Here is a 23,350-nt window from a genome sequence, read left to right as displayed (position 1 = left end):
GTCATGACCGTCCGCCGCAGCGCCGCAGCGCTCGCCGCCACCGCCGTGCTCTGCGTGGCCGCCGCTCCCGCGGCGCTCGCCGCCCCGGCCGCCCCGAGCACGCCGCCCGTGATCCCGTCCGGCCTGTACGGCAAGGCGGACCCGACGTACGACGGCGTGTGGCGGCAGTCCTTCGCCCTGCTCGCCCAGGACACGGTGGGCCTCAAGCCCGCCCCGCAGGCGCTGGACTGGCTGACCGGCCAGCAGTGCGCGAACGGCGCGTTCCCCTCCTTCCGCGCCGACGCCGGCAAGGCCTGCGACGCGAAGACCATGCTCGACACCAACGCCACCGCCGCCGCGGTGCAGGCCCTGGCCGCGCTGGGCGGCCAGGACGCGGCCGTCAAGAAGAGCGTGGCCTGGCTGAAGTCCGTGCAGAACCCGGACGGCGGCTGGACCTACTCCCCCGGCCCGGGCGCGGCCAGCGACGCCAACTCCACCTCCATCGTGATCGGCGCGCTCATCGCGGCCGGCGAGAAGCCGGCGGCCGTGAAGTCCAAGGCGGGCAAGTCGGCCTTCGACGGCCTGCTGGAGTTCCAGGTCGGCTGCGCCGTCCCGGCCGCCGACCAGGGCGCGTTCGCTTACCAGAAGGACAAGAACGGCAAGCTGCTCGCGAACGCCGACGCCACCGCCGCGGCCACCCTGGCCGGCTTCGGCAAGAGCGCGGTCGTGCCCCCGGCGAACACGGGGAACAGCGCCGACAACGCCCAGATGCCGCTGATGGCCCCCGAGTGCCCGGCCGGCTCGACCGGTGCCGCGGACATGCCGACCGCCGCCATGGGCTCCGAGTTCTACCTGGTCCAGACGCTGCGGAAGAACGGCAACCACCTCGTCGCCGTCACCCCCGGTGCCGACAAGCCCACCCCCGACTTCGGCAACACCGCCGACGCGGTGATCGCCATCGCGGCCGGCGGCCACGGCTCGGCGGCCAAGGAGTCCTACGACTGGCTGCAGAAGAACGCGGCCGCGTGGGCCAAGGACAACCCGGCGGGCCTCGGCACGCTCGTCCTCGCCGCGCACGCGGTGGGCGCCGACCCGAAGTCCTTCGGCGGCACCGACCTCGTCGCGCAGCTGAACGCGACCGGCCCGGCCCCGCAGGCCGCCACCGCCTCGGCATCCCCGTCCGGCAAGGACGAGAAGAAGGACGAGGACGGCGAGGACTCCGGCTCCAGCGTCTGGTGGATCATCGGCGCGGGCGCGTTCTTCGGCATCGGCATCGGCTTCCTGCTGAGCGGCCGCAAGAAGTCCCAGCAGCTGTGATGCGTCCGGGTCGTCGCGCGTACGGGGTGCTCGTCCTGGGCACCCTGTGCGCGCTGCTGCTCGGCGCCGGCCCGGCGGCCGCGACCGGTTACCGGTACTGGTCCTTCTGGGACGGGGCCGGCGGCACCTGGCGGTACTCCGGCCAGGGCCCCTCCACGGCGCGCCCGGCCGACGGCGACGTCCAGGGGTTCCGGTTCGCGGTGAGCGAGGACTCCACCGACGCGGACCGCCCGCGGACGGAGCCCGACTTCGCGGCCGTCTGCGGGGCGACGCCCCCGGCCGCGGGGAAGAAGCGGGTCGCGCTAGTGATCGACTTCGGCGTACCCGCGGACGCCCCGACCGGCGAGACCCCGCCGCGCACCGCCCCGCGCACCGCCTGCGCCACCGTCGCGCCCGACGCCACGACGGCCGAGGCCCTCGCGGCGGTCGCCAAGCCGCTGCGCTACGACAGCGCGGCCCTGTTGTGCGCGATCACGGGCTACCCGGAGCGGGGCTGCGGCGAGCAGATCTCCGCCTCCGACCCGCAGCGCTCCGCGGCCCCGTCGACCTCCACCGACACCCCCGCAGCCGATTCCGACCCGGACGCCGGCTCCGGCTCCGGCTCCGGCTCCGGCTCCGGCTCCGGCTCCGGCTCCGGCTCCGGCTCCGGCGGCACCGTGGGCCTGGTCCTGGGCGTCGGGGCGGTCGCCGCCCTGGGAACGGCCGCCGCCCTGAAGTCCCGCCGCCGCTCACGATGACGCCGCACGAGAACAACCAGGACCGCGCCCTCCGCACGGTCCGCCCACTCCGCACGCCCGCCCCGAACGCACCCGAGGCCGCCGACGGCGCGCAACCACCCACGGGCACCACCCGCACCCCCATCCTCGCCCGCCTCACCGCCCCCACAGCCACCCGCGCCAACGCGATCCCCGCCCTCGCCTGGTGGATCTGGGCCCTCGGCCTGGCGGCCGCGGCCAGCCGCACCACCAACCCCCTCCTCCTGGCGCTGGTCCTCACCACCGCCGGCTACGTCGTGGCCGCCCGCCGGACCGACGCCCCCTGGTCCCGCTCCTACGGCGCCTTCCTCAAGCTCGGCCTCGCCGTCCTCCTCCTCCGCCTCGCCTTCTCCGTACTCCTGGGCTCCCCCATCCCCGGCACGCACACCCTCGTCACCCTCCCCGAGGTCCCCCTCCCCGACTGGGCCCAGGGCATCCGCCTCGGCGGCCGGGTCACGGCCGAGCAGCTGGTCTTCGCGGCCTACGACGGAGCGAAGCTCGCCACCCTGCTGGTCTGCGTGGGCGCCGCGAACGCCCTCGCCAACCCCACCCGCCTCCTGAAGTCCCTCCCCGCGGCCCTGTACGAGGCCGGCGTGGCCGTGGTCGTCGCGATGACCTTCGCCCCGAACCTCGTCGCCGACGTCGCCCGCCTGCGTGCCGCCCGCCGCCTGCGCGGCCGTTCCACCGGCGGCATCAGGGCGGTCCTGCAGATCGGGCTGCCCGTCCTGGAGGGAGCCCTGGAGCGCTCGGTCGCGGTCGCCGCGTCGATGGACGCGCGCGGCTACGGCCGTACCGCCCGGGTCCCGGCCGCCGTACGCCGCCTCACCGCCCTCCTCACCCTCGGCGGCCTGCTCGGCGTCTGCGCCGGAACGTACGGGCTGCTGTCCGCCGAGGGCACCGGTTACGGCCTGCCCGTCCTCCTCATCGGCCTCGGGGGCGCCCTCGCGGGGCTGTGGCTGGGCGGCCGGCGGAGCGTCCGTACCCACTACCGGCCCGACCGCTGGGGGGTGCGGGCCTGGCTGGTCGCCGGCTCGGGAGCGGCCGTCGCGGCCTGCCTCGTCCTCGCCTCCGCGGGGTCCCCCGAGGCCCTGCGACCGGGGGTCGTCCCCCTCGTGGTCCCCGCCCTCCCCCTGTGGCCGGCCGCCGCGATCCTCCTGGGCCTCCTCCCGGCCTTCGTCACGCCCGTTCCCGAGGAGCAAGAGCAGTGATCCGCTTCGAGCAGGTGTCCGTCACCTACGACGGGGCGGCCGCCCCCACCCTCCAGGGTCTGGACCTGACCGTCCCGGAGGGCGAGCTGGTGCTGCTCGTCGGGCCGTCGGGCGTCGGGAAGTCCACGCTCCTCGGCACGGTCTCCGGCCTGGTGCCGCACTTCACCGGGGGCACGCTGCGCGGCCGGGTCACGGTCGCGGGGCGTGACACCCGTACGCATCCGCCGCGCGAGCTGGCCGACGTGGTCGGCACCGTCGGCCAGGACCCGCTCGCCCACTTCGTCACCGACACGGTCGAGGACGAGCTGGCGTACGGGATGGAGTCCCTGGGGCTGGCCCCGGCCGTCATGCGCCGCCGGGTCGAGGAGACCCTCGACCTGCTGGGCCTGGGCGACCTGCGGGACCGGCCCATCGCCTCCCTCTCCGGCGGCCAGCAGCAGCGCGTCGCGATCGGCTCCGTGCTCACCCCGCACCCGGCCGTCCTGGTCCTGGACGAGCCGACCTCCGCCCTCGACCCGGCGGCCGCGGAGGACGTGCTGGCCGTACTGCAGCGCCTCGTCCACGACCTGGGCACGACCGTCCTGATGGCCGAGCACCGCCTGGAGCGCGTGGTGCAGTACGCCGACCGGGTCCTGCTCGTCCCGGGACCCGGCGAGGCCCCGCGCCTGGGCACGCCCGCCGAGGTCATGGCCGTCTCCCCCGTCCACCCGCCGGTGGTCTCCCTGGGCCGCCTCGCCGGCTGGTCCCCCCTCCCCCTGTCCGTCCGCGACGCCCGCCGCGCGGCACTCCCCCTCCGCGCCCTCCTGGCCCCGCCCACCACCGCTCCGACCCCCGGTCCGGCCCGTCCGGCGTCCGGGGACCGGGGTCCGGGGCGGGGTGGGGGAACTCCCCCCACCGGCGACCCCGTCGCCACGGCGAAGTCCCTCCACGTGCGCCGCGCCCGCACCGAGGTGCTGCGGGACGTGGACCTCACCCTCCACGCCGGCGAGGTCACCGCCCTCATGGGCCGCAACGGCGCCGGCAAGTCCACCCTCCTCTCGACGCTCGTCGGCATGACCGCCCCCCACTCCGGCGGGGTGACGGTCGCCGGACACGCCCCGCACCGCACCAAGCCCGCCACCCTCCTCCGCCACGTCGGCCTCGTCCCCCAGGAGCCCCGGGACCTCCTGTACGCGGACACGGTCGCCGCCGAGTGCACGGCGGCCGACCAGGACGCGGGCGCGGACCCCGGCACCTGCCGGGCGCTGGTCGCCCGCCTGCTCCCCGGCGTCGCCGACGACACCCACCCCCGCGACCTGTCCGAGGGCCAGCGGCTGGCGCTCGCCCTGGCCATCGTGCTCACCGCCCGCCCCGGGCTGCTGCTGCTCGACGAGCCGACCCGCGGACTCGACTACGCGGCCAAGGCCCGCCTGGTCGAGGTGCTGCGCGAGCTGGCCGACCGGGGCCACGCCGTCCTGCTCGCCACGCACGACGTCGAGCTGGCCGCCGAACTGGCGCACCGCGTGGTGATCCTCGCGGGCGGCGAGGTCGTCGCGGACGGTCCGACGGCCGAGGTGGTGGTCTCCTCACCCGCGTACGCCCCCCAGGTGGCCAAGATCCTCACGCTCGGCGGCGCCCCGGACGCCCCGGCGGCCGCCCCGTGGCTCACGGTCGGCCAGGTCGCGGCCGCCCTCGCGGCGCACCGGCCCGCGCCGCCGCACCCGGCAACGGCCCACCCGCTCCCGCCCACCCGCTGCCCGCACCCGTCCGACGCCGTCCCGCCCGCGCCCGCGACCACCCCGCTCCCGCCCCAGGAGCCCACCCCGTGAGCCCCACCGCCGACCGGCCCCCCACACCCGCGACCACACCCGCCACCGCACCCACGACCTCCCCCGCCACGGCCCCCGCCCCGAAGCCCCCGGCCCCGGGATCGCGGGCCCGCCCGCTCCGCATCGGCCCCCGCGGTGCCGCCGCCCTGGTCCTGGTCAGCCTCGTCGGCGTCGCCGCCTTCGGCTGGCCGCTGCTCGCCGACGCGCAGTCCGGCCTGAGCCACTCCCAGGACGCCCCCTGGCTCTTCGCAGCGCTGCTCCCCCTCCTCGTCGGCGTCGTCGTCGCGACCCTGTCCGACGGCGGGGTGGACGCCAAGGCCGTGGCCATGCTCGGCGTCCTGGCGGCGGTCGGCGCGGCCCTGCGGCCGCTGGGCGCGGGCACGGCCGGCCTGGAGCCGATGTTCTTCCTGATGGTGCTCAGCGGCCGCGTCCTCGGCCCCGGCTTCGGCTTCGTGCTGGGCGCCGTCACGATGTTCGCCTCCGCCCTGCTGACGGGCGGGGTGGGGCCGTGGATGCCGTTCCAGATGCTCGCCATGGGCTGGTTCTCGCTGGGTGCCGGCCTGCTGCCCGCCCCCGACCGGCTGCGCGGGCGCGGCGAGCTCGCGCTGCTGGCGGCGTACGGCTTCGCGGGCTCCTTCGCGTACGGCACGGCCATGAACCTGCAGGGCTGGGTGCTGCTCCAGGGCATGTCCTCCGGCATCTCCTTCCACCCCGGCGACCCGCTGGGCGCGAACCTGGCCCGCTTCCTCGCCTACTGCGCCGCCACCTCCCTCGGCTGGGACCTCGGCCGGGCCGCGCTGACGGTGGTCCTGACGCTGACCCTGGGCGGCACGCTGCTGCGCGCCCTGCGCCGGGCCACGCGGAAGGCCTCCTTCGTCGCCCCCACCACCTTCGAATCACCTTAAATCGGACATTTAGAACACCCCAAAAACAGGTCCATCTCGTGACGGAACGCGACATCCGAGCCCTCCGCCGGTGAGGCGGCCCACAGGACGTACGTCACATACGAAGCCGGTTCGTAGGGCCTGACCCCCAGCCTTATGTCCCTTATGCCCCACACACCTACCCCCTGACCTGCACGGACGCGTGCCACACGGCTCCGGGGCGCCGGCCCCCCGGCTCCTACCGGGGCTAGTAGCAGGGGTCGTTGCCAACCGCCGGCGGACCGCCGTAGAACTGGATGCGTCGCCACGGCGGCCCGGGCCTCAACCACCCGGGATCCCGGATCCGCAAGGGTCCACCGGGATCACCCCGCTGTAAGGCAGCCGGCCGGACCGGCCCCCCTGGGAAGCCAGGGCCGGGCCCTCCCGGTGACCGGACCGCACGGCCCCCCGTCACCCGACGTGAGCGGCCCCGCGCGTCCCCAGTCTGTCGCGACCGCCCTGCCCCCTACGGAAGGCCCCTCCGTGTCCTACGCCATCATCCGCCGCATCGCCACCTCCAAGAAGACCCTCGCGGGCACCGTGGTCGGCCTTGCCGCCGCCGGTTCCCTGCTCGCCACCGTGCCGGCGCAGGCTGCCGCCCCGACGAGCGCCAAGGCGATCGCCCAGCAGATGATCAAGGACCCGGCGCAGTTCGCGGCCTTCAGCAACATCGTCGAGCACGAGAGCGGCTGGGACTACACCGCCACCAACGCCTCCTCCGGCGCCTACGGCCTGGTCCAGGCCCTGCCGGCCTCGAAGATGTCCTCCGCCGGCGCGGACTGGAAGACCAACCCGGCCACCCAGATCAAGTGGGGCCTGGACTACATGAACTCCCGCTACGGCTCCCCGGTCGGCGCCTGGAACTTCTGGCAGGCCAACCACTGGTACTAAGCCACCAGCGGGCAAAGACGTACGAAGGCCCCGGTGGCCGGCCTCCCCAGGCCGGCCACCGGGGCCTTCCCCCATCCCCAGGGGCCCAGAAGGGTCTCGAGGGCGCCGGAACCCGTCACCGCGCACGTGACCGCGGCGACGGGGCGGCGCTCCGCGCCTCAGAGGCGCTGGATGATCGTCCCGGTCGCCAGCGCGCCGCCCGCGCACATCGTGATCAGCGCGAACTCCTTGTCCCGCCGCTCCAGCTCGTGCAGCGCGGTGGTGATCAGCCGGGCGCCGGTGGCCCCGACGGGGTGGCCGAGGGCGATGGCGCCGCCGTTGACGTTGACCTTCTCCAGGTCCTGGCCGAAGACCTTGGCCCAGCTCAGCACCACCGACGCGAACGCCTCGTTGATCTCCACCAGGTCGATGTCCTTCAGGGACATCCCGGCCTTGCCCAGCACCGCGCGCGTCGCGTCGATCGGCCCGTCGAGGTGGTAGTGCGGGTCCGCCCCCACCAGGGTCTGGGCCACGATGCGCGCCCGCGGTTTCAGCTTCAGGGCCCGCGCCATCTTCCGCGAGGCCCACATCACGGCCGCCGCCCCGTCCGAGATCTGCGAGGAGTTGCCGGCCGTGTGGATGGCGGTCGGCATCACCGGCTTCAGCCCGGCCAGCGCCTCCATGCTGGTGTCGCGCAGGCCCTCGTCCCGGTCGACCAGCCGCCACATGCCCTGGCCGGCCCGCTGCTCGTCCTCGGTCGTGGGCACCTGCACCGCGAAGGTCTCCCGCTTGAAGCGCTCCTCCGCCCAGGCCTGCGCGGCCCGCTGCTGCGACAGCACCCCGAGCGCGTCCACGTCCCGCCTGGTCAGCCCGCGGTTGCGGCCGATGCGCTCGGCCGCCTCGAACTGGTTGGGCAGGTCGACGTTCCACTCGTCCGGGAACGGCTTGCCCGGCCCGTGCTTGGACCCCGAGCCGAGCGGCACGCGGCTCATCGCCTCGACCCCGCACGCGATGCCGATGTCCATGACCCCGCCCGAGATCATGTTCGCGACCATGTGGTTGGCCTGCTGCGAGGAGCCGCACTGGCAGTCCACGGTCGTCGCCGCGGTCTCGTACGGCAGGCCCATGGCCAGCCACGCGGTGCGCGCCGGGTTCATGGACTGCTCGCCGGCATGGGTGACCGTACCGCCGACGATCTGCTCGACGCAGTCGGCGTGGATGCCGGTGCGGGCGAGCAGCTCGCGGTAGGTCTCGCCCAGCAGGTAGGCGGGGTGCAGGTTGGCGAGCGCGCCTCCGCGCTTGCCGATGGGGGTGCGTACGGCTTCGACGATGACGGGTTCCGCGGCCATGAGCTCGTCCTCTCTGCCTCTCTGCGCGGCAGCGGGCCGTCCCGGCGACCCCTGCCTCCAAACTAGTACGCGTTCTAGTTCTCCCCGCAGTCTTATGACCGGAACCCCCGCTCCGCAAGGGTCTTGCGCGGGACTCGCACAGATTCCGCACGCGTACGCGCCTGGCGCGGCTCCTCGCGCGGCGCAACAGTTGACGCCGGAGGCCTTGTCACTTCTAGAACTCGTTACTACCTTTCGAGCCAACTTCTGATGGACCGTCAGAATCAAGGCACGGATTGCACGGATCCATGACGAGTCGGACTTTGGAGTTGCCGATGCCCTGCCCCGCGCTTCCCGAGGGGTTCGACGCCACCGACCCCGACCTGCTCCAGGCCCGCGTCCCGTTCCCCGAGTTCGCGCTGCTCCGGCGGACCGCGCCCGTCTGGTGGTGCCCGCAGCCCCGCGGCGTCACCGGCTTCGACGACGAGGGCTACTGGGCCGTCACCCGGCACGCGGACGTCAAGTACGTCTCCACGCACCCGGAACTCTTCTCCTCCCACACCAACACCGCGATCATCCGCTTCAACGAGCACATCCAGCGCGAGGCGATCGACGCGCAGCGGCTGATCATGCTGAACATGGACCCGCCCGAGCACACCCGGGTCCGCCAGATCGTCCAGCGCGGCTTCACCCCGCGCGCCATCCGCGGCCTGGAGGACGCGCTGCGCGAGCGGGCTCGCCGGATCGTCGCGGGCGCGCGCGCCGCGGCCGAGGGCGGCGACTTCGACTTCGTCACCCGGGTGGCGTGCGAGCTGCCGCTGCAGGCCATCGCCGAACTCATCGGCGTACCGCAGGAGGACCGCTCCCGGATCTTCCACTGGTCGAACCAGATGGTCGCGTACGACGACCCCGAGTACGCCATCACCGAGGAGGTCGGCTCCAACGCGGCCGTCGAGCTGATCGGTTACGCGATGAACATGTCCGCCGAGCGCAAGCAGTGCCCGGCCAAGGACATCGTCACGCAGCTCGTGGCCGCCGAGGGGCAGGGCAACCTCAGCTCCGACGAGTTCGGCTTCTTCGTCCTGCTGCTGGCCGTCGCGGGCAACGAGACCACCCGCAACGCCATCAGCCACGGCATGCACGCCTTCCTCACCCACCCCGACCAGTGGGAGCTCTTCAAGCGCGAGCGCCCGGCCACCGCCGCCGAGGAGATCGTCCGCTGGGCCACGCCCGTGGTCTCCTTCCAGCGCACCGCCACCCAGGACACCGAGCTGGGCGGGCAGAAGATCCGGGCCGGCGACCGGGTCGGCCTGTTCTACTCCTCCGCCAACCACGACCCCGAGGTCTTCGAGCACCCCGACGCCTTCGACATCACCCGCGACCCCAACCCGCACCTGGGCTTCGGGGGCGGCGGACCGCACTTCTGCCTCGGCAAGTCGCTGGCGGTCCTGGAGATCGAGCTCATCTTCAACGCCGTCGCGGACGCCCTGCCGGACCTGCGGCTGACCGGCGACCCGCGGCGGCTGCGGGCCGCCTGGCTCAACGGCATCAAGGAGCTCCGGGTCAGCCACGGGTAGCGCCGCACGGCACGTCCGGGTCGGCCGGCGCGGGCCGACCCCCGTGTCCCTCCATGGTCCGGGGCGGACCGCGCTCCAGGGCAGCCGGCCGGCCCGGGTCCCGGGCGGCAGGGGCCTCTCTCCTCCCACGCCCCGGCCCCTGTCGCCCATCCGGGTGGCGGCCCGCCCCGATCGGGGCGATCCTGACTGGACGCGGCGATCCACCCGAAAGGGCGCCGGGGGCACCGGTGGTGCACCCCGGCGCCCTTTCGGCCGCGATCCCGTGCCGCCGCGCGGCGGGGGCCCGAGCCGCTCCGCGGCGGCCCCGTGGGGCTACTTCGTGAGCGCGCGCTCGGGGCGGCCGGCGTCCCGCTGGGCGGGCGGCCTGGGGCCGTCGGCCGGCCGCGGCCCGGGCGGTGCGTCGGTGCATCCTTCCTCGCGTCCACCCGCGTCCCGCGCGGCGGTGTCACGGGCTGCGGTGTCACGGGTGGCGGTGTCCGGGGCGCCGCCGTCCCGCGCGCCCGTTCCCCGCAGGCCCCCGTCCCGCAGGCCCGCATCCCACAGGCCCGCATCCCACAGGCCCTCGTCCCGGACGCCCGTACCCCGTACGCCCGTGCTCCGCGGCCCCGACAGGACGCGCACGAGGCCGAAGCCCGCGGCGACGACGGCCGCGCCGCCGACCGCGTCCAGCACCCAGTGGTTGGCGGTGGCGACGATCGCGCACACCGTGACCAGCGGGTGGACCAGCCCCACCGCCTTCTGCCACCGCCGCCGCGCCAGGACGAAGACGACCACCCCGCACCACAGCGACCAGCCGAAGTGCAGCGAGGGCATCGCCGCGTACTGGTTGGAGATCGCGGTCATGGCGCCGTACTGCGGGTTCGCCAGGTCCTGCGGCCCGTGGACGGTGTCCACGAAGCCGAGCCCGGGCATCAGCCGCGGCGGCGCCAGCGGGTAGAGCCAGAAGCCCACCAGCGCGATGACCGTGGCCAGGCCCAGGGAGGCGCGCGCCCACCGGTAGTCGGCGGGGCGGCGCCAGTACAGCAGGGCCAGGATCGTCAGCGGCACCACGAAGTGGAAGGAGGTGTAGTAGAAGCCGAAACCCCCCTTCAGCCAGGGGTGGCCCACCACCCACCGGTTGACGCCGTGTTCGATGTCGATGCCGAGCGCACCCTCCAGTGCGTGGATCTGCCGGCCGTGGCCCTCGGCGAGGGCCCGGCCGTTCGGGGCGGATGCCCGGATGAGCGAGTAGATCGAGTAGCCGACCCGGATGAGCAGCAGCTCCAGCAGGAGGTTCGGGCGGCCGAGCGCCCGGCGCCAGAGGGGCGGCAGCGGTATTCGCGACCACCGCGCGGGGGTGGCGGCGGGGGCGGCGTACCGGGTGGGGACGGGGCGGCGCCAGTACGGGGACGTGCGGCTCACGAACGGCACGGCGCAGGCGGCGGCGAGGGCCGCGATGAGCAGGGTGTTGTCGCGTACGGGAGCCAGGGCGTCGACGTGGGGCAGCAGCATGTCGCCGGGCAGGGTCACGACCAGCGCGACGGCCACCGGCCACACCGCGCGGTCGGCGGCCCGGGTGCCGACCTTGCCGACGGCGGCGAGCAGCACCCATAGGAGCTGGTGCTGCCAGCCGGTGGGCACGACGGCCGCGGCGGCGCAGCCGGTCAGGGCGACGGCCAACAGGTGCTGGCCGTCGTGGGCGTACCGCACGGCCCGGCGCAGGCCGAGCCCGCAGACGACCGCGGCCGCCACCGCGAACAGCACGGCCGCCGCCGGGCCGGTCAGCCCGAGGCGCAGCAGCGCGCCGTGCAGGGACGGGTCCGCGAGGGGGCCGGGACGGCCGCCGGGGCCGGTACCGGCGAGGTGCTGGACGCCGTGCGTCCACGGCCCGTACGCCCGTGCCGCCCACGCGAGGGCGGTGCCGGCGGCGAACGTGACGGCGGTCGCGCGGGCCGCGCCGCGGCGGCCGGTGGACCACAGGAGCGGGACGAAGAGGAGCAGGGCGGGCTGGAGGACGGCGGCGCTGCCGACGAGGGCTCCGGAACCGCGCTCGTCGGGCACGCACAGGCAGCCCAGGAGGACGAGGAGGACGAGGAACACCGGGACGAAGCCGGTCCGCTCCGGAGGGAGGGCGCCGTGACCCGGCAGCGCGACCAGCAGCAGGCTCGCGGCGGCGAGCCCCAGCAGGACGCGGGCAGCGGGCGGCCGGTCGGTGGTCGGGGAGCCCGTCGCACCGGCTCGTACGGCTATGGCCCGGGCGCGTACGGTCGCCGCTCCGCTGTGCTCCGCCGCATTCGCCACGCGCCGTCGGCCTCCCGCCGTACGCCCGGTCCGCGTGCCTCCGGGCGCCGCGGACCACGGCAGCCGTGGTCCGCCCGGCTGCCGCTCCGGATCTACCCGGACGACGATAGTGCGGGGCCCGGGCGTCCCGGACCAGGCTCTCTGCCGGGTCCGGACCGGTTCGCGGCCCGAGCGGACGCCCCCGTTCCGGGGCGGGCGCGGCGGGAGCCGGCGGAACGGCCCGTCACGGCGGGGCGGCGGGCCCCGGACGGGGCGGGGACGGGGGTGCGCGCGGCACGGGGAACGGCCCGCCGCGCGGGCCGGTGACGTCCTCGCGGACCATCCGTTCGGGTGCCCCGCGAGCCCGGCCTGATCCGAAAGGCAGTCCCTAGTGCTTCGGGGCGGCCTGCTGCACCACCTCGAACGACCAGAGGGTCGAGCCCGACGCGGCCGGCTTCGGCCGCTCGCCGCCGCCGTGGCCGCCCTCGCCGCCCGCCGCGCCCTGGTGCGCGGCCTTCATCGGCCCCTCCATCCAGGCCTGGAACGCGGCCTCGTCGCGCCAGCGCGTGTACACGAGGTACTGGTCGGTGCCCTCGATCGGCCGCAGCAGCTCGAACCACTCGAAGCCGTCGGAGTTCTCCACGGAGCCGGCCCGCGCGGAGAAGCGCTTCTCCAGCACCTCACGCTGCTCGGCCGGCACGGTCAGCACATTGATCTTCACGACGGACACGCAGGACACCTCTCGGGAGACACCGACCGGGCCCGCCCGGGCCCGGCCTCGATCACGTGCCAGCAGTCTCCTACATCCCGGGTACGTCAGGCGGCGGCCGGGCCCCAGAAGGCGTTCTCCTCGTCGATGTCCTCCGTGCACTGGTCCATGTCGGTGATCTTGCCGCCGACGATCGTGAAGAAGATCCCTTCGCGGATCTCGATGCCGCGGTCGCCGCGGTCCGCCCGCACGGTGTGGAAGGCCATGACGTGCCCGCGCCCGTCGGCGAGCACCGACTCCAGCAGCACCTGCATGGTCCCGTTGGTCTCCTGGCCGAGCCGCCGGTAGAAGTCGAGCACGTGCTCGCGACCCTTGTGGTGCCCGGAGAACTGGTTGTCGCCGGGGACGTGGTGGATGACGTCCGCGGTCAGGAGCCGCGAGAGTTCGTCCATGTCCCCGTTGGAGAAGGCGAGGTACCCGCGGCGTACGAGGGCGGCGTCCGGATGCTCCGACATGGCGATTCACACCCCTCAATCCCTGTAATTGGCGGTTTTTCCTATCATCCGTCCGCGCCTGTGGATATTCCACGCGACGGGTCGGCAGAAGTCGGCATCATGGCGGCATGACCGCACAGCACACCCAGAACACAGCCCTGAACTGGACCGTTGCCCCCGAGCCGATGACGGGTCCCGACGCGGGCGCACTCGCCCGGGACTACCTCGCCGAGGTGGCCAGCCGCTACTGGAACCGGCCCGCCACGGAGGCGGAGCTGGACGAACACATCGCCGACGACCCCGGCACCGAGCTCGCCCGCCCGACCGGCGAGTTCCTGGTCGGCCGGTACGGCGGAGAGCCCGGCGCGTGCGCCGGGCTGCGGCTCCTCGACGCCCGGACCGCGGAGCTGACGCGCGTGTACGTACGCCCGGCCCTGCGCGGAACCGGCGGCGGCGCCGCCCTGATCACCGCCCTCGAAGAGACCGCCAGGTCGCTGGGTGCCGAGCGGATACGCCTCGACACGCGCACGGACCTGGTGGAGGCCCGCGGCCTGTACGCGAAGCACGGGTACGCCGAGATACCGGCGTACAACGACGGCCCGTACGCCCAGCACTGGTTCGAGAAGCGGCTCGTCTGACACCGTCGCGGCACGCCACCCCGCCGTGCCCCGCGCAGGCGCCTGCGCGGAGCGCGGCGGGACCGGCCCCCGCCCGCACGGTCAGGGCGCGGCGTGGTCCCGGGGGGCCAGGGCGTCGTACGGCTCCTCGGCGTCCGACCCGCACAGCTCCCGGTTCAGCTCCTCCACGAGCCGGATCAGGTCCGTCGGACGGTCCGGGCCCCACCAGTCGCCCAGCAGCTCGGCGAGGGACTCCTGCCGGGCGTCGGCCAACCGGTCGGCGGCCACCCGGCCGGCGTCGGTGAACACCAGGGGCAGGCCCTCGCGCACCGCGAGGCCGCGCTGCTCCACCTGCCGGGCGGCGTCGGTGATCACCCGCAGGGGGACCGCGGTGCGTTCGGCGAGCGCCGCGGGCTCCGCCGACCCGTACTTCCGGATGCGCAGCAACAGCCAACTGGAGGCGGGCAGCAGGTCGTAGCCGGCCTTCGCGGTGACCTTCTCGTAGATGTGCTTGCGGCCCTGGTGGGTGCCCAGCACCGACAGCGCCCGGGCCACCTCGTCGCGGGAGGAGCGCTGCACGGGGTTGGAGGCGAGCGTCTCGCTGACGTCCGGGGCGGTCACCGAGGCCCGCAGCGTGTCCTCCTTCAGGAACCAGGACACGGCGAAGGCCACGAGCACGACGGGCACCGCGTAGAGGAAGACGTCGGTGATGGCGGTGGAGTAGGCGTCGAGCACCTGCGGCTGCAGGTTCGCGGGGAGGAGGGAGATGGATCGCGGGTCGGCCTCGAGCTGCGCGGTCCCGGCGCCCGGCGGCAGTGTCTGGCCGGCCAGGGTCCGGGCGAGCGTGTCGTCGAGGCGGTTGGTGAAGACCGTTCCGAAGATCGCCACGCCGAAGGAGGCCCCGATCGACCGGAAGAAGGTGGCTCCCGAGGTGGCGACGCCGAGGTCGGCGTAGCTGACGGCGTTCTGCACGGCCAGCACCAGCACCTGCATGACCAGGCCGAGGCCCGCGCCGAAGACGAAGAAGTAGACGCTCATGGTCCAGGTGGAGCTGGTGCGCTCCAACTGGTGCAGGAACAGCAGGCCGACGGCGGTGACGGCGGTGCCGGCGATGGGGAAGACCTTCCAACGCCCGGTGCGGCTGACGATCTGTCCGGAGGCCGTGGAGGTGACCAGCATGCCGAGCACCATCGGCAGCATGTGCACGCCGGACATGGTGGGCGAGACGCCCTGGACGATCTGGAGGAAGGTCGGGAGGTAGACCATCGCACCGAACATCGCGAAGCCGACGATGAAGCTGATGACCGAGCACAGGGTGAAGGTGCGGATGCGGAACAGCTTCAGGGGGAGCACCGGTTCGGCGGCGCGGCGTTCGACGAGGACGAAGGCGATCAGCAGGACGACGCCCAGCACGGCCAGCGAGACGATCATCGGCGAGCCCCAGCCCCAGCTGCCGCCGAGCGACGCGACGAGCACGAGACAGGTGGCGACCGAGGCGATGAGGACGGTGCCGAGGTAGTCGATGGTGTGGCGTTCGGAGCGCACCGGGATGTGCAGCACCGCCGCGATGACGACGAGGGCGACGACACCGATGGGGAGGTTGATGTAGAACACCCAGCGCCACGACAGGTGGTCCACGAACAACCCGCCCAGCAGCGGGCCCAGGACGCTGGTCGCGCCGAAGACCGCACCGAACAGGCCCTGGTACCTGCCACGTTCGCGCGGCGGGACGATGTCGCCGACGATCGCCATCGACAGCACCATCAGCCCGCCGCCGCCCAGGCCCTGGAGCGCGCGGAAGCCGATGAGCTCCGGCATGTTCTGGGCCAGGCCGCACAGGGCCGAGCCGATCAGGAAGAGCACGATCGCGCCCTGGAAGAGCTTCTTGCGCCCGTACTGGTCGCCGAGCTTGCCCCAGAGCGGGGTGGCCGCGGTGGAGGCGAGCATGTACGCCGTCACGACCCAGGACAGATGGTCCATGCCGCCGAGATCGCTGACGATGGTCGGCAGCGCCGTCGAGACGATGGTCTGGTCGAGAGCGGCGAGCAGCAGGCCCAGCAGCAGGGCTCCGATCGCGACCATCACACTGCGTCGGGTGTGCTCGGCCGCGGGTCCGTCGCCGGGGTCCAGGGGTGTGGGGGCCACTTCCTGAGCCATGGACTCCTCCTAGGGGCGCCGATGACATATCCATCCTGGGGGGTCTGTCCGGTTATGGCCTGTCGGGCGGTTGGGCGGACCGCCGCGGGTCTGCATAATCGCTGGCAGTTCTCAGGGAGGGGATCCATCGGTGAGCGACGAGCGCTGTCCGGATTGCAACGCCGCACGGTCGGCGGGCTGCACCTGCGCGCCGACGACCGGCTACGACCCGCTGCGCATACGCCCGTACGTGACCCGCCCGAACCGCCCGACGGGCGCCTCGGACTGGTCCCCCACCGGCACCGGCGGCACGGACCACGGCCCGACGGCTCCCGCGACCCCGGGTCCCGGCACGGCCGCGCCCGGCACCCCGGGCTACGGCCCGACCGGACCGGGCCCCGCCGGCCCCCACGACACGGCCGACGCGGGCCGGGGCGAGCCGCACCCGGTCCTGGGCGTGGTGCAGCCCCCGAACGCCATGACCCAGCCCTTCCCCGCCTTCGGGACCCCGCAGCCGGCGGCCCCCCACCCCGAGGGCGCGCCCGGGAGCCACCCGGAGCCGCCCCCCTACGACGGCACCACGCCCCCGCCCCACCCCGGCGACCCGGGCCGGCCGGTGGCACCCGCCGAGGAGTACGCGACCCAGCCCCTGCCGGTCACTCCGGCGGCCACGGAGCACGACCCCGCGCACGAGCCCGGCGGGGACACGATGATGCTGCGCGCGGTGGCCCTCCCGCACGGCCCCCGGGGCGTCGCCCCCCAGGTCTCCGGCCCGCGCGCCGCCGGCCGGGGTCAGGGCCGCGGGCGGCGGTCCGGCCGGGAGGGCCGGCCCGTTCCGCTGATGGCCGGGGCGGCGGTGGCGGTACTCGCGACAGCGGCCCTGGTGGCGTTCATGGTGCCGGGCGACGAGGACGGCGACCAGGCGGTGGCCGGCGCGCGGCCGGCGCGGACCTCGGGGGCGGACGCACCGACGTCCTCGGCGGACTCCGAGGTCCCCGGCGCGTCCGCCGCCCCCTCGTCCGCGGACCCGGAGGCCTCCACCTCGCCGGAGGCGTCCGACACGCCCTCCCCGAGCGCGTCGGCGGACCCGACGGAGAGCCCGTCGGCCGACCCGAGCACGCCGGCCTCGACCCCCTCCCCGCGCCCGACGCGCTCCAAGGCCGCGGACCCGGGCGGCCCGACCCTCAGCACCGGCGACGCCGGCGCCGAGGTCACCGAGCTGCAGCGCCGGCTGGCGGAGTGGGGGACGTACCGGGGGCCCGTCAACGGCCACTACACGTCGAAGCTGAGGTCCGCGGTCGCCGACTTCCAGGACTCGGCCCACGTCTCCGGCGACCCCAGCGGCGTCTACGGCCCCGCCACCCGCCAGGTCCTCGAGAAGATCACCCACGAGCCGTAGGAACACCCCCGGAGGGCCACGCCCCCGCCCGCCCCGCCGTCACGCGTGGGGCGAGCGGGGGCGTTCGCGTGCCGGGCCGACGACGCCCGCGATGCACCGCCTCCCGCACGGACGGCCAGGTCAGAGCCCCTGCGGAGCACGCAGAGGACACGGGCTGGCGCAACCCGCCCTCGGTTTTGTATCGTGTAGGAACAAAGTGGTTCCGTCCGTACTCCCTGACCGGCGGACGGAACCGCTCTGTCCTCTTTCCCGCGCCCCGGAGCCTGGAGCACACCGATGCCGGCCAGCACCACCGCCCTCGAAGCCGCCCCCGTCGAGCCGGTCGTCCTGACCGCCAAGGCCCTCCTCCTGGACATGGACGGCACCCTCGTGAACTCGGACGCGGTGGTGGAGCGCTGCTGGCGCGACTGGGCCGAGCGGCACGGCCTGGACCCCGACGAGGCCCTCGAGATCGCCCACGGCCGCCAGGGCTACGCCACGATGGCCATCCTGCTGCCGGACCGCCCGATGGAGCTCAACCACGCGGACAACGCGGTGATGCTCGCGCGCGAGACCGCCGACATGGACGGCGTCGTCCCCGTACCGGGCGCACCCGCCTTCATGACCGCGATCGCGGCCCTTCCGCACGCCCTCGTGACCTCGGCGGACGAAGCCCTCGCCACCGCCCGCATGGCCGCTACGGAGCTGCGGATGCCCGAGGTACGGGTGACCGCCGAGCAGGTCGGGGCCAGCAAGCCGCACCCCGAGGGGTTCCTGAAGGGCGCCGCCGAACTGGGCGTCGACCCGGCCGACTGCGTCGTGTTCGAGGACTCCGGCGCCGGCATCGCGGCGGGCCGGGCGGCCGGCATGCGCGTGGTGGGCATCGGCCCCCGCGCGGGCGCCCACGGGCCCACCGTGCACGTCGCCGACCTCACCGAGGTCGAGGTCAGTCCGACCCCCGACGGCACCATCCGCCTCACGGTCCGCCCGTCGTACGCCGCCCCCACCGCCGCCTGATACGTCGGCGGCCCGTGGCGGTCGGGCGGGGCGGGCGTCCCCACCAGCCTTCCGGTCCGGACCCGGCGCCACGGTGACCGCCTTCACAAACCGCATCCGCCGACCCATGAGGGCGGCCACCGGGCAGGGCGCGACCAGGACGAGCGCGGCCGCCGACACGAGCCGGACGGGCGCCCCCAGCAGCTGCCCGGACACCACCTCTGCACCTCATCAGCGTGCGGCCGCCCGACGACACTCGGCACGGATGTCGCGGCCGTCCGGCACGGGGCCGACGGGAGACGTCGGCGCCACCGGCGCGACACCCACGCGCGACGAACGCACGACCACCGAATCAGCGGCGAAACCGCCCACGGCACGGCCCCGGACCGCCGCCCGCATCAGGCGATGGCCTCGTACAGGCTGAAGGCCGCCAGGGCGCCCATCACCACGGCCGCGACCTTCGTGATCAGCCGAAGCGGCACCCGCTTCATCAGCGTGCGGCCGCCCAGGATGCCCAGCCCCGCCACCGCCCACAGGGCCAGCACCGCACCGATGCCGACCGAGACAGGGTCGTCGTACCGGGCGGCCAGGTTGGCGGTCATGATCTGCGTCAGGTCACCGAACTCGGCGACCAGGATGAGCATGAAGCCGGCCCCGGACACCTTCCAGAAGGACTGGTCCTTCGGCGCCTTGACGGCCTCCTCGCCCTCGTCCTTCTTCAGCAGCAGCATCGCCGCACCGATCAGGAAGAGCACGCCGACGAACGCCTGCACCAGCCGGTGCGGCAGCAGGCTCAGCACGCTGCCCGCGGCGATGGCGAGGCCCACGTGCACGGCGAAGGCGGCGGCGACACCGGCGAAGACGTACGAAGCGCGGTAGCGGGTGCCCAGCATGAGCCCGGCCAGGGCCGTCTTGTCGGGAAGCTCGGCGAGGAAGACAACGCCGAAGGCGATCGCCAGGATGCTGAAGCTGATCACGGAGTGGAACCTCAATCGGTCGGGGCGGGACGCCACCGGGCCGAGAGACCGGACCTGCACTGTTCCAGGGGTCGCTTCGGCTCGACAGCGCCCCGTACGCAAGGACAGACGAAATACGTACGCGGAACTGTGGCCGAAGGTCTCGCTGGCCGACCCGGCACCCGTGCCGTGGTCTGCCTCCGGGCGCCGGCTGGGACTGGCCCAGCAGTATGTCGACGGTCCGGCGAAGAGCTACTCCCCTTCTGCTCCCCCCAGCATACGGGACGCCGGATCCCCACCATCAGGGACTTTGGTCCCGAACCGGCCCCGCCCCCGCCACCCTCCCGCACCCCTCGCACCCCTCGCACCCCTCGCACCCACCCACCGACAGCCCCACCGCACCCATCACCCCACCCGCCCCATCCACCCCACCCCACCCACACATCCACAGAACCCCAGATATCAACAGAAACCCCCAGACAGACCGTCAATTTCCAGCCAACAGAAGCGTGTTCAGCACCTTGTTGTGACGTGGCCATGTCGTCACCCTGTTACCTGGCGCCCACCGCCAGGTAACCCTGCGGCGCCACCATGACCCGGGCCCCCGCAAGGGCCCGCCCGGCCATTTCCCCGCATCAAGGAGCTCTCATGTCCGGTGTCTACGCGCGTCGATTTGGCATGCTCGCGGCAGCAGCCACGGTCGCCGTCACCGCCCTCATCAACGCTCCGGCCGCCCAGGCCGCGCCCCCCGCCCCGATCAGCGCCGCCGCAGCCCGCGCCTACCTCGCCACCGTCACGCCGAAGGCGGACGGCTCGTCCAGCGGGTACAGCCGCGACCTGTTCCCCCACTGGAGCACCGTCTCCGGCACCTGCAACACCCGCGAGACCGTCCTCAAGCGCGACGGCGTGAACGTCGTCACCGACTCCAGCTGCGCCGCCACCAGCGGCTCCTGGTACTCCGCGTACGACGGCGCCACCTGGACCCTGGCCTCCGACCTCGACATCGACCACGTCGTGCCGCTGGCCGAGGCGTGGCGTTCGGGGGCGAGCTCCTGGACCACCGCCAAGCGCCAGCAGTTCGCCAACGACCTGACCCGCCCGCAGCTCATCGCCGTCACCGACAACGTGAACCAGGCCAAGGGCGACCTCGACCCGGCGAAGTGGATGCCGTCCCTGGCCTCGTACCGCTGCACCTACGCCCGCATGTGGGTCAACGTGAAGCAGTACTGGGGCCTGAACATGGACTCCGCCGAGAAGACCGCGCTCGTGAACACCCTCAACGGCTGCTGAGACGAACCGTTTCAGCTACGTCCGCCACGACCGGAACCCACGATCGCGGCACCGGAATTGACGGACAGCCGGCCACCGAGGACACCGGGGCCCGGGCACCAGGAAGCCCGGGCCCCGGCCCCTCCCGGCGCGCAGCGGCCACACCCCCACGGTCCACCGGCCCCCACCTCCCCCGACGCGCTCGGGTACCGGATTCCGGTCACCGCGGCCGAGCCGGAACCACACTCCCCCTTCCCGTCGTAATTTGTCCGAGGGGCTACGGAAGAGGGGGAGTTGCGTGACCGGGGTGACTGGGATGCCCGCATCCAACGACAGGACCGACACAACGGCCGGGACCGCGGCACGGACCCGACCGGAAGCGGAAGCCGAACCGCCCGTCCCCACCACGGACGCCCCCACCACCGGCGTCCCGACCACCGGCGTCCCGACCACGGACGCCCCCACCCTGGACATCCCCACCGCGGACGCCCCCACCTTGGACGTCCCCGCCCCGGAACTCGCCGCCGCGGACGCCCCCACCCTGGACGTCCCCACCCCGGACGTCCGCACCTTGACCCTCCCCGCCCCAGACATCCACGCCCCGGGCCTCCCCGCGCTGCGGCTGGGCCCGCTCCTGCGCCACGTCGACTGGGCCACCGGCACGACCGCCACCGTCTGGGTCGAGACGGACCGCCCCGGCACCGTCGAGGTGCGGTGCGCCGACGGACCGGCGACCGGGACCGAGCGGACGTTCGCGATCGCCGGGCACCACTACGCCCTGATACCGGTGACCGGACTGACGCCGGGGACCACGACGGCGTACGAGGTCCTCGTCGAGGGGCACCGCGTCTGGCCGCTGCCCGACAGCCCGTTCCCGCCGAGCACCATCACCACGCCCCGGCCCGCCGTCCCGGGTCGCCCGGCACCGCCGGTGCGCGTGACGTTCGGCTCGTGCCGCCAGGCCGCCCCGCCCGTGGCCGACGCCCCCCGGCCGTCCCCGCCCCCCGACGCCGGTGACCACGCAACACCCCACCCCCCTGCCGCACCCCAGCAACACGAACACGACGAACACCGCCTCCACCACCTCCACCGCGAGCGCGCCCAGGGCCGAGGCCCGCACGAACCCGACGCGCTCGACGCCCTCGCCGCACGCCTCGTCGCCCGTCCCGACGCGCCGCGCCCCGACGTGCTCGTGCTCCTCGGCGACCAGGTGTACGCCGACCAGGTCACCCCCGCGACCCGCGCCTGGCTGGCCGCCCGCCGGGACCTCGACGTACCGCCGGGCGAGCAGGTGGCGGACTACGAGGAGTTCACCCACCTGTACTACGAGTCCTGGCTCGACCCCGAGGTCCGCTGGCTGCTCTCCACGGTCCCCAGCTGCATGATCTTCGACGATCACGACCTGATCGACGACTGGAACACCAGCGCCACCTGGCTGGCGGAGATGCGGGCCGCGCCGTGGTGGCACGAGCGCGTCCTCAGCGGCCTGATGTCGTACTGGGTCCACCAGCACCTGGGGAACCTCTCCCCCGCCGAACTGTCCGCCGACCCCCTCTACGCGGCCGTGCGGGCCGCCGACGACGGCACGGCAGAGCTCCGCCGGTTCGCCGCCCGCGCCGAATCGGCCCCGGGCGACGTGCGCTGGAGCTACCGCCGCGACTTCGGGCGCACCCGCCTCCTGATGGTGGACACCCGCGCCGGCCGCGTCCTCGACGAGCACGCCCGCGCCATGATCGGCCCGGCCGAACTCGCCTGGCTGCGCGAGAACGCCCTGGAGGGCCACGGCGGCTACGACCACCTCCTGTTCGGCGTCTCGCTGCCGTGGCTGCTGCCGCCGCTGATCCACGACGCGGAGGCGTGGGACGCGGCGCTGTGCCGCGGCGTACGGGGGCCGCGCTGGGCCCGGATCGGCGAGGACCTGCGGCGGCGCAGCGATCTGGAGCACTGGGCGGCGTTCCCGCGGTCCTTCACCGCCCTCGGCGACCTCGTCGAACAGGTGGCGACGGGACCGCGGGCACCGGCGACGGTGTGCGTCCTGTCCGGCGACGTACACCACTCGTACGTGGCCGAGCCGCGGCTCGCGACCACCTCAGGGGTGTTCCAGCTGACCTGCTCCCCGGTGCACAACTCGGTGCACCGACTGGTGAACCTCGGCTTCCGGTTCGGCTGGAGCCGGGCGGGACGGTGGCTCGGCCGGATGCTCAGCCGGCACGGCCGGACCGGGCGGCCCCCGCTGACGTGGCGTCGTACGGGCGGGCCGTGGTTCGGCAACCAGCTCATGACGCTGGCCCTGGAGGGGCGTACGGCCCACCTCGCCCTGGACCGGGCCGCCACCGCCGGAAGGTGGCGGCGCCGCCGCCCGGAAGGCGCCGCCCGCCTGACGACGGTCGCGGAACGCTGGCTGGCGGCGTCCGGCCCGGACCCCGACCCACGGGTCCCGGCACAGGGTCACGCGACGGCCGCCAGCGGGCCGGTCCCGGACACGACCGGCCACCCCGGCTGACGCACCCGCCGACCGGAGACCGTCTCCCGGGCCCTGCGCAAGACCCGTCGCGGCGCGCGGCGAAGGGCCGGACCCAGGTGCACGAGATCACGAGCCGCCACCCCGAACCACCAACCCCCTGGGCGGTGACCCAGGTGCACGATCTCGAGGGAGTGCCGCCCCGTGGTGTGTGGGGGAGGCGCTTGACAGGGGTGGCAGGCTGGACCGGAGGCAGGCCCGGGCCGGAGGTGGCCGAAGGCCAGGGCGAAGCCCCAAAGCCTCCGGGGTG

17 protein-coding genes and 1 pseudogene are annotated in these 23,350 nt (G+C 74.4%); 12 read left to right on the top strand and 6 right to left on the bottom strand.

What is annotated here, in order from left to right; genetic code table 11:
- Window positions 1–3: 3 nt before the first annotated feature.
- The 6 genes and pseudogenes from ACIQCH_RS32985 (at window position 4) to ACIQCH_RS32960 (ending at window position 6,881) form a co-directional block, all read left to right on the top strand.
- A complete protein-coding gene (locus ACIQCH_RS32985) occupies window positions 4–1,296 on the top strand; it encodes a prenyltransferase/squalene oxidase repeat-containing protein (protein ID WP_402587043.1) in 1,293 nt (430 codons plus the stop codon).
- A complete protein-coding gene (locus ACIQCH_RS32980) occupies window positions 1,296–2,033 on the top strand; it encodes an SCO2322 family protein (RefSeq protein ID WP_402587041.1) in 738 nt (245 codons plus the stop codon). The genes ACIQCH_RS32985 and ACIQCH_RS32980 overlap by 1 nt, the downstream gene beginning before the upstream one ends.
- Window positions 2,030–3,259, top strand: a complete 1,230-nt coding sequence (locus tag ACIQCH_RS32975; protein ID WP_402587040.1) for an energy-coupling factor transporter transmembrane protein EcfT — start codon at window positions 2,030–2,032, stop codon at window positions 3,257–3,259. Before ACIQCH_RS32980 ends, ACIQCH_RS32975 begins: the two co-directional genes overlap by 4 nt.
- A pseudogene (locus ACIQCH_RS32970) lies at window positions 3,256–4,935 on the top strand (ABC transporter ATP-binding protein); the annotation flags it as partial. The gene ACIQCH_RS32975 and the pseudogene ACIQCH_RS32970, both read left to right, overlap by 4 nt.
- 254 nt (window positions 4,936–5,189) lie before the next feature.
- On the top strand, window positions 5,190–5,972 hold the full coding sequence (locus ACIQCH_RS32965) for an ECF transporter S component (protein ID WP_402587088.1): 783 nt from the start codon (window positions 5,190–5,192) through the stop codon (window positions 5,970–5,972).
- 501 nt (window positions 5,973–6,473) lie between these two features.
- On the top strand, window positions 6,474–6,881 hold the full coding sequence (locus tag ACIQCH_RS32960) for a transglycosylase SLT domain-containing protein (protein ID WP_402576303.1): 408 nt from the start codon (window positions 6,474–6,476) through the stop codon (window positions 6,879–6,881).
- Between the two features lie 158 nt (window positions 6,882–7,039).
- Here ACIQCH_RS32960 and ACIQCH_RS32955 read toward each other — a convergent pair whose 3' ends face one another.
- On the bottom strand, window positions 7,040–8,209 hold the full coding sequence (locus ACIQCH_RS32955; RefSeq protein ID WP_402587038.1) for a steroid 3-ketoacyl-CoA thiolase: 1,170 nt from the start codon (window positions 8,207–8,209) through the stop codon (window positions 7,040–7,042).
- A gap of 314 nt (window positions 8,210–8,523) precedes the next feature.
- On the opposite strand from ACIQCH_RS32955, the gene ACIQCH_RS32950 reads away from it, so the two are divergent.
- Entirely contained in the window at window positions 8,524–9,765 is a 1,242-nt protein-coding gene (locus tag ACIQCH_RS32950; RefSeq protein ID WP_402587086.1) for a cytochrome P450, read from the top strand.
- A 312-nt stretch (window positions 9,766–10,077) separates the two neighbouring features.
- Here ACIQCH_RS32950 and ACIQCH_RS32945 read toward each other — a convergent pair whose 3' ends face one another.
- The 3 genes from ACIQCH_RS32945 to ACIQCH_RS32935 all read right to left on the bottom strand — a co-directional run bounded on the left by ACIQCH_RS32945 (window position 10,078) and on the right by ACIQCH_RS32935 (window position 13,248).
- On the bottom strand, window positions 10,078–12,153 hold the full coding sequence (locus ACIQCH_RS32945; protein WP_402587084.1) for a phosphatase PAP2 family protein: 2,076 nt from the start codon (window positions 12,151–12,153) through the stop codon (window positions 10,078–10,080).
- Between the two features lie 259 nt (window positions 12,154–12,412).
- Window positions 12,413–12,754 (bottom strand): antibiotic biosynthesis monooxygenase family protein, encoded by a 342-nt coding sequence (locus ACIQCH_RS32940; protein WP_402587036.1) that lies wholly within the window; start codon window positions 12,752–12,754, stop codon window positions 12,413–12,415.
- A gap of 86 nt (window positions 12,755–12,840) precedes the next feature.
- Window positions 12,841–13,248: a nuclear transport factor 2 family protein gene (locus ACIQCH_RS32935; RefSeq protein WP_402587034.1), complete on the bottom strand. Its 408-nt coding sequence runs from the start codon at window positions 13,246–13,248 to the stop codon at window positions 12,841–12,843.
- 107 nt (window positions 13,249–13,355) lie between these two features.
- Between ACIQCH_RS32935 and ACIQCH_RS32930 the strand changes: the two genes are divergently transcribed.
- The gene (locus tag ACIQCH_RS32930) at window positions 13,356–13,865 is read left to right on the top strand and encodes a GNAT family N-acetyltransferase (protein ID WP_402587032.1); all 510 of its coding nucleotides are present in this window, start codon (window positions 13,356–13,358) and stop codon (window positions 13,863–13,865) included.
- An 81-nt stretch (window positions 13,866–13,946) separates the two neighbouring features.
- Here ACIQCH_RS32930 and ACIQCH_RS32925 read toward each other — a convergent pair whose 3' ends face one another.
- Window positions 13,947–16,001, bottom strand: coding sequence for a DHA2 family efflux MFS transporter permease subunit (locus ACIQCH_RS32925; protein ID WP_402587030.1), 2,055 nt, complete (start codon window positions 15,999–16,001; stop codon window positions 13,947–13,949).
- 130 nt (window positions 16,002–16,131) lie between these two features.
- Here ACIQCH_RS32925 and ACIQCH_RS32920 point away from each other — a divergent pair, with 130 nt between their 5' ends.
- Together ACIQCH_RS32920 and ACIQCH_RS32915 are read left to right on the top strand one after the other, a co-directional pair.
- Window positions 16,132–17,379 carry a peptidoglycan-binding protein gene (locus ACIQCH_RS32920; RefSeq protein ID WP_402587028.1) on the top strand — a complete coding sequence of 416 codons (1,248 nt, stop codon included), beginning with the start codon at window positions 16,132–16,134 and terminating at the stop codon, window positions 17,377–17,379.
- A gap of 276 nt (window positions 17,380–17,655) precedes the next feature.
- Window positions 17,656–18,375, top strand: coding sequence for an HAD-IA family hydrolase (locus ACIQCH_RS32915; RefSeq protein WP_402587026.1), 720 nt, complete (start codon window positions 17,656–17,658; stop codon window positions 18,373–18,375).
- Between the two features lie 377 nt (window positions 18,376–18,752).
- Here ACIQCH_RS32915 and ACIQCH_RS32910 read toward each other — a convergent pair whose 3' ends face one another.
- The gene (locus ACIQCH_RS32910) at window positions 18,753–19,331 is read right to left on the bottom strand and encodes a TMEM165/GDT1 family protein (protein WP_402587024.1); all 579 of its coding nucleotides are present in this window, start codon (window positions 19,329–19,331) and stop codon (window positions 18,753–18,755) included.
- Between the two features lie 627 nt (window positions 19,332–19,958).
- Between ACIQCH_RS32910 and ACIQCH_RS32905 the strand changes: the two genes are divergently transcribed.
- A complete protein-coding gene (locus ACIQCH_RS32905; protein WP_402587022.1) occupies window positions 19,959–20,600 on the top strand; it encodes an HNH endonuclease family protein in 642 nt (213 codons plus the stop codon).
- A gap of 295 nt (window positions 20,601–20,895) precedes the next feature.
- Window positions 20,896–23,082 (top strand): alkaline phosphatase D family protein, encoded by a 2,187-nt coding sequence (locus tag ACIQCH_RS32900; protein ID WP_402587020.1) that lies wholly within the window; start codon window positions 20,896–20,898, stop codon window positions 23,080–23,082.
- Window positions 23,083–23,350 lie beyond the last annotated feature (268 nt).

This window comes from Streptomyces sp. NPDC093225 (genome assembly GCF_044753805.1).
Lineage (GTDB): Bacteria > Actinomycetota > Actinomycetes > Streptomycetales > Streptomycetaceae > Streptomyces.
The sequence above is the reverse complement of the archived record's forward strand: the minus strand, read 5'-3'. Positions and strand labels throughout refer to the sequence as shown.

What these genes read in the sequence shown, in the direction of transcription:
- ACIQCH_RS32900 (WP_402587020.1), top strand. Translation starts at nt 20,896, where the DNA reads ATGCCCGCATCCAACGACAGGACCGACACAACGGCCGGGACCGCGGCA.
- ACIQCH_RS32925 (WP_402587030.1), bottom strand. Translation starts at nt 16,001, where the DNA reads ATGGCTCAGGAAGTGGCCCCCACACCCCTGGACCCCGGCGACGGACCC.
- ACIQCH_RS32980 (WP_402587041.1), top strand. Translation starts at nt 1,296, where the DNA reads ATGCGTCCGGGTCGTCGCGCGTACGGGGTGCTCGTCCTGGGCACCCTG.
- ACIQCH_RS32975 (WP_402587040.1), top strand. Translation starts at nt 2,030, where the DNA reads ATGACGCCGCACGAGAACAACCAGGACCGCGCCCTCCGCACGGTCCGC.
- ACIQCH_RS32985 (WP_402587043.1), top strand. Translation starts at nt 4, where the DNA reads ATGACCGTCCGCCGCAGCGCCGCAGCGCTCGCCGCCACCGCCGTGCTC.
- ACIQCH_RS32955 (WP_402587038.1), bottom strand. Translation starts at nt 8,209, where the DNA reads ATGGCCGCGGAACCCGTCATCGTCGAAGCCGTACGCACCCCCATCGGC.
- ACIQCH_RS32905 (WP_402587022.1), top strand. Translation starts at nt 19,959, where the DNA reads ATGTCCGGTGTCTACGCGCGTCGATTTGGCATGCTCGCGGCAGCAGCC.
- ACIQCH_RS32930 (WP_402587032.1), top strand. Translation starts at nt 13,356, where the DNA reads ATGACCGCACAGCACACCCAGAACACAGCCCTGAACTGGACCGTTGCC.
- ACIQCH_RS32915 (WP_402587026.1), top strand. Translation starts at nt 17,656, where the DNA reads ATGCCGGCCAGCACCACCGCCCTCGAAGCCGCCCCCGTCGAGCCGGTC.
- ACIQCH_RS32935 (WP_402587034.1), bottom strand. Translation starts at nt 13,248, where the DNA reads ATGTCGGAGCATCCGGACGCCGCCCTCGTACGCCGCGGGTACCTCGCC.
- ACIQCH_RS32950 (WP_402587086.1), top strand. Translation starts at nt 8,524, where the DNA reads ATGCCCTGCCCCGCGCTTCCCGAGGGGTTCGACGCCACCGACCCCGAC.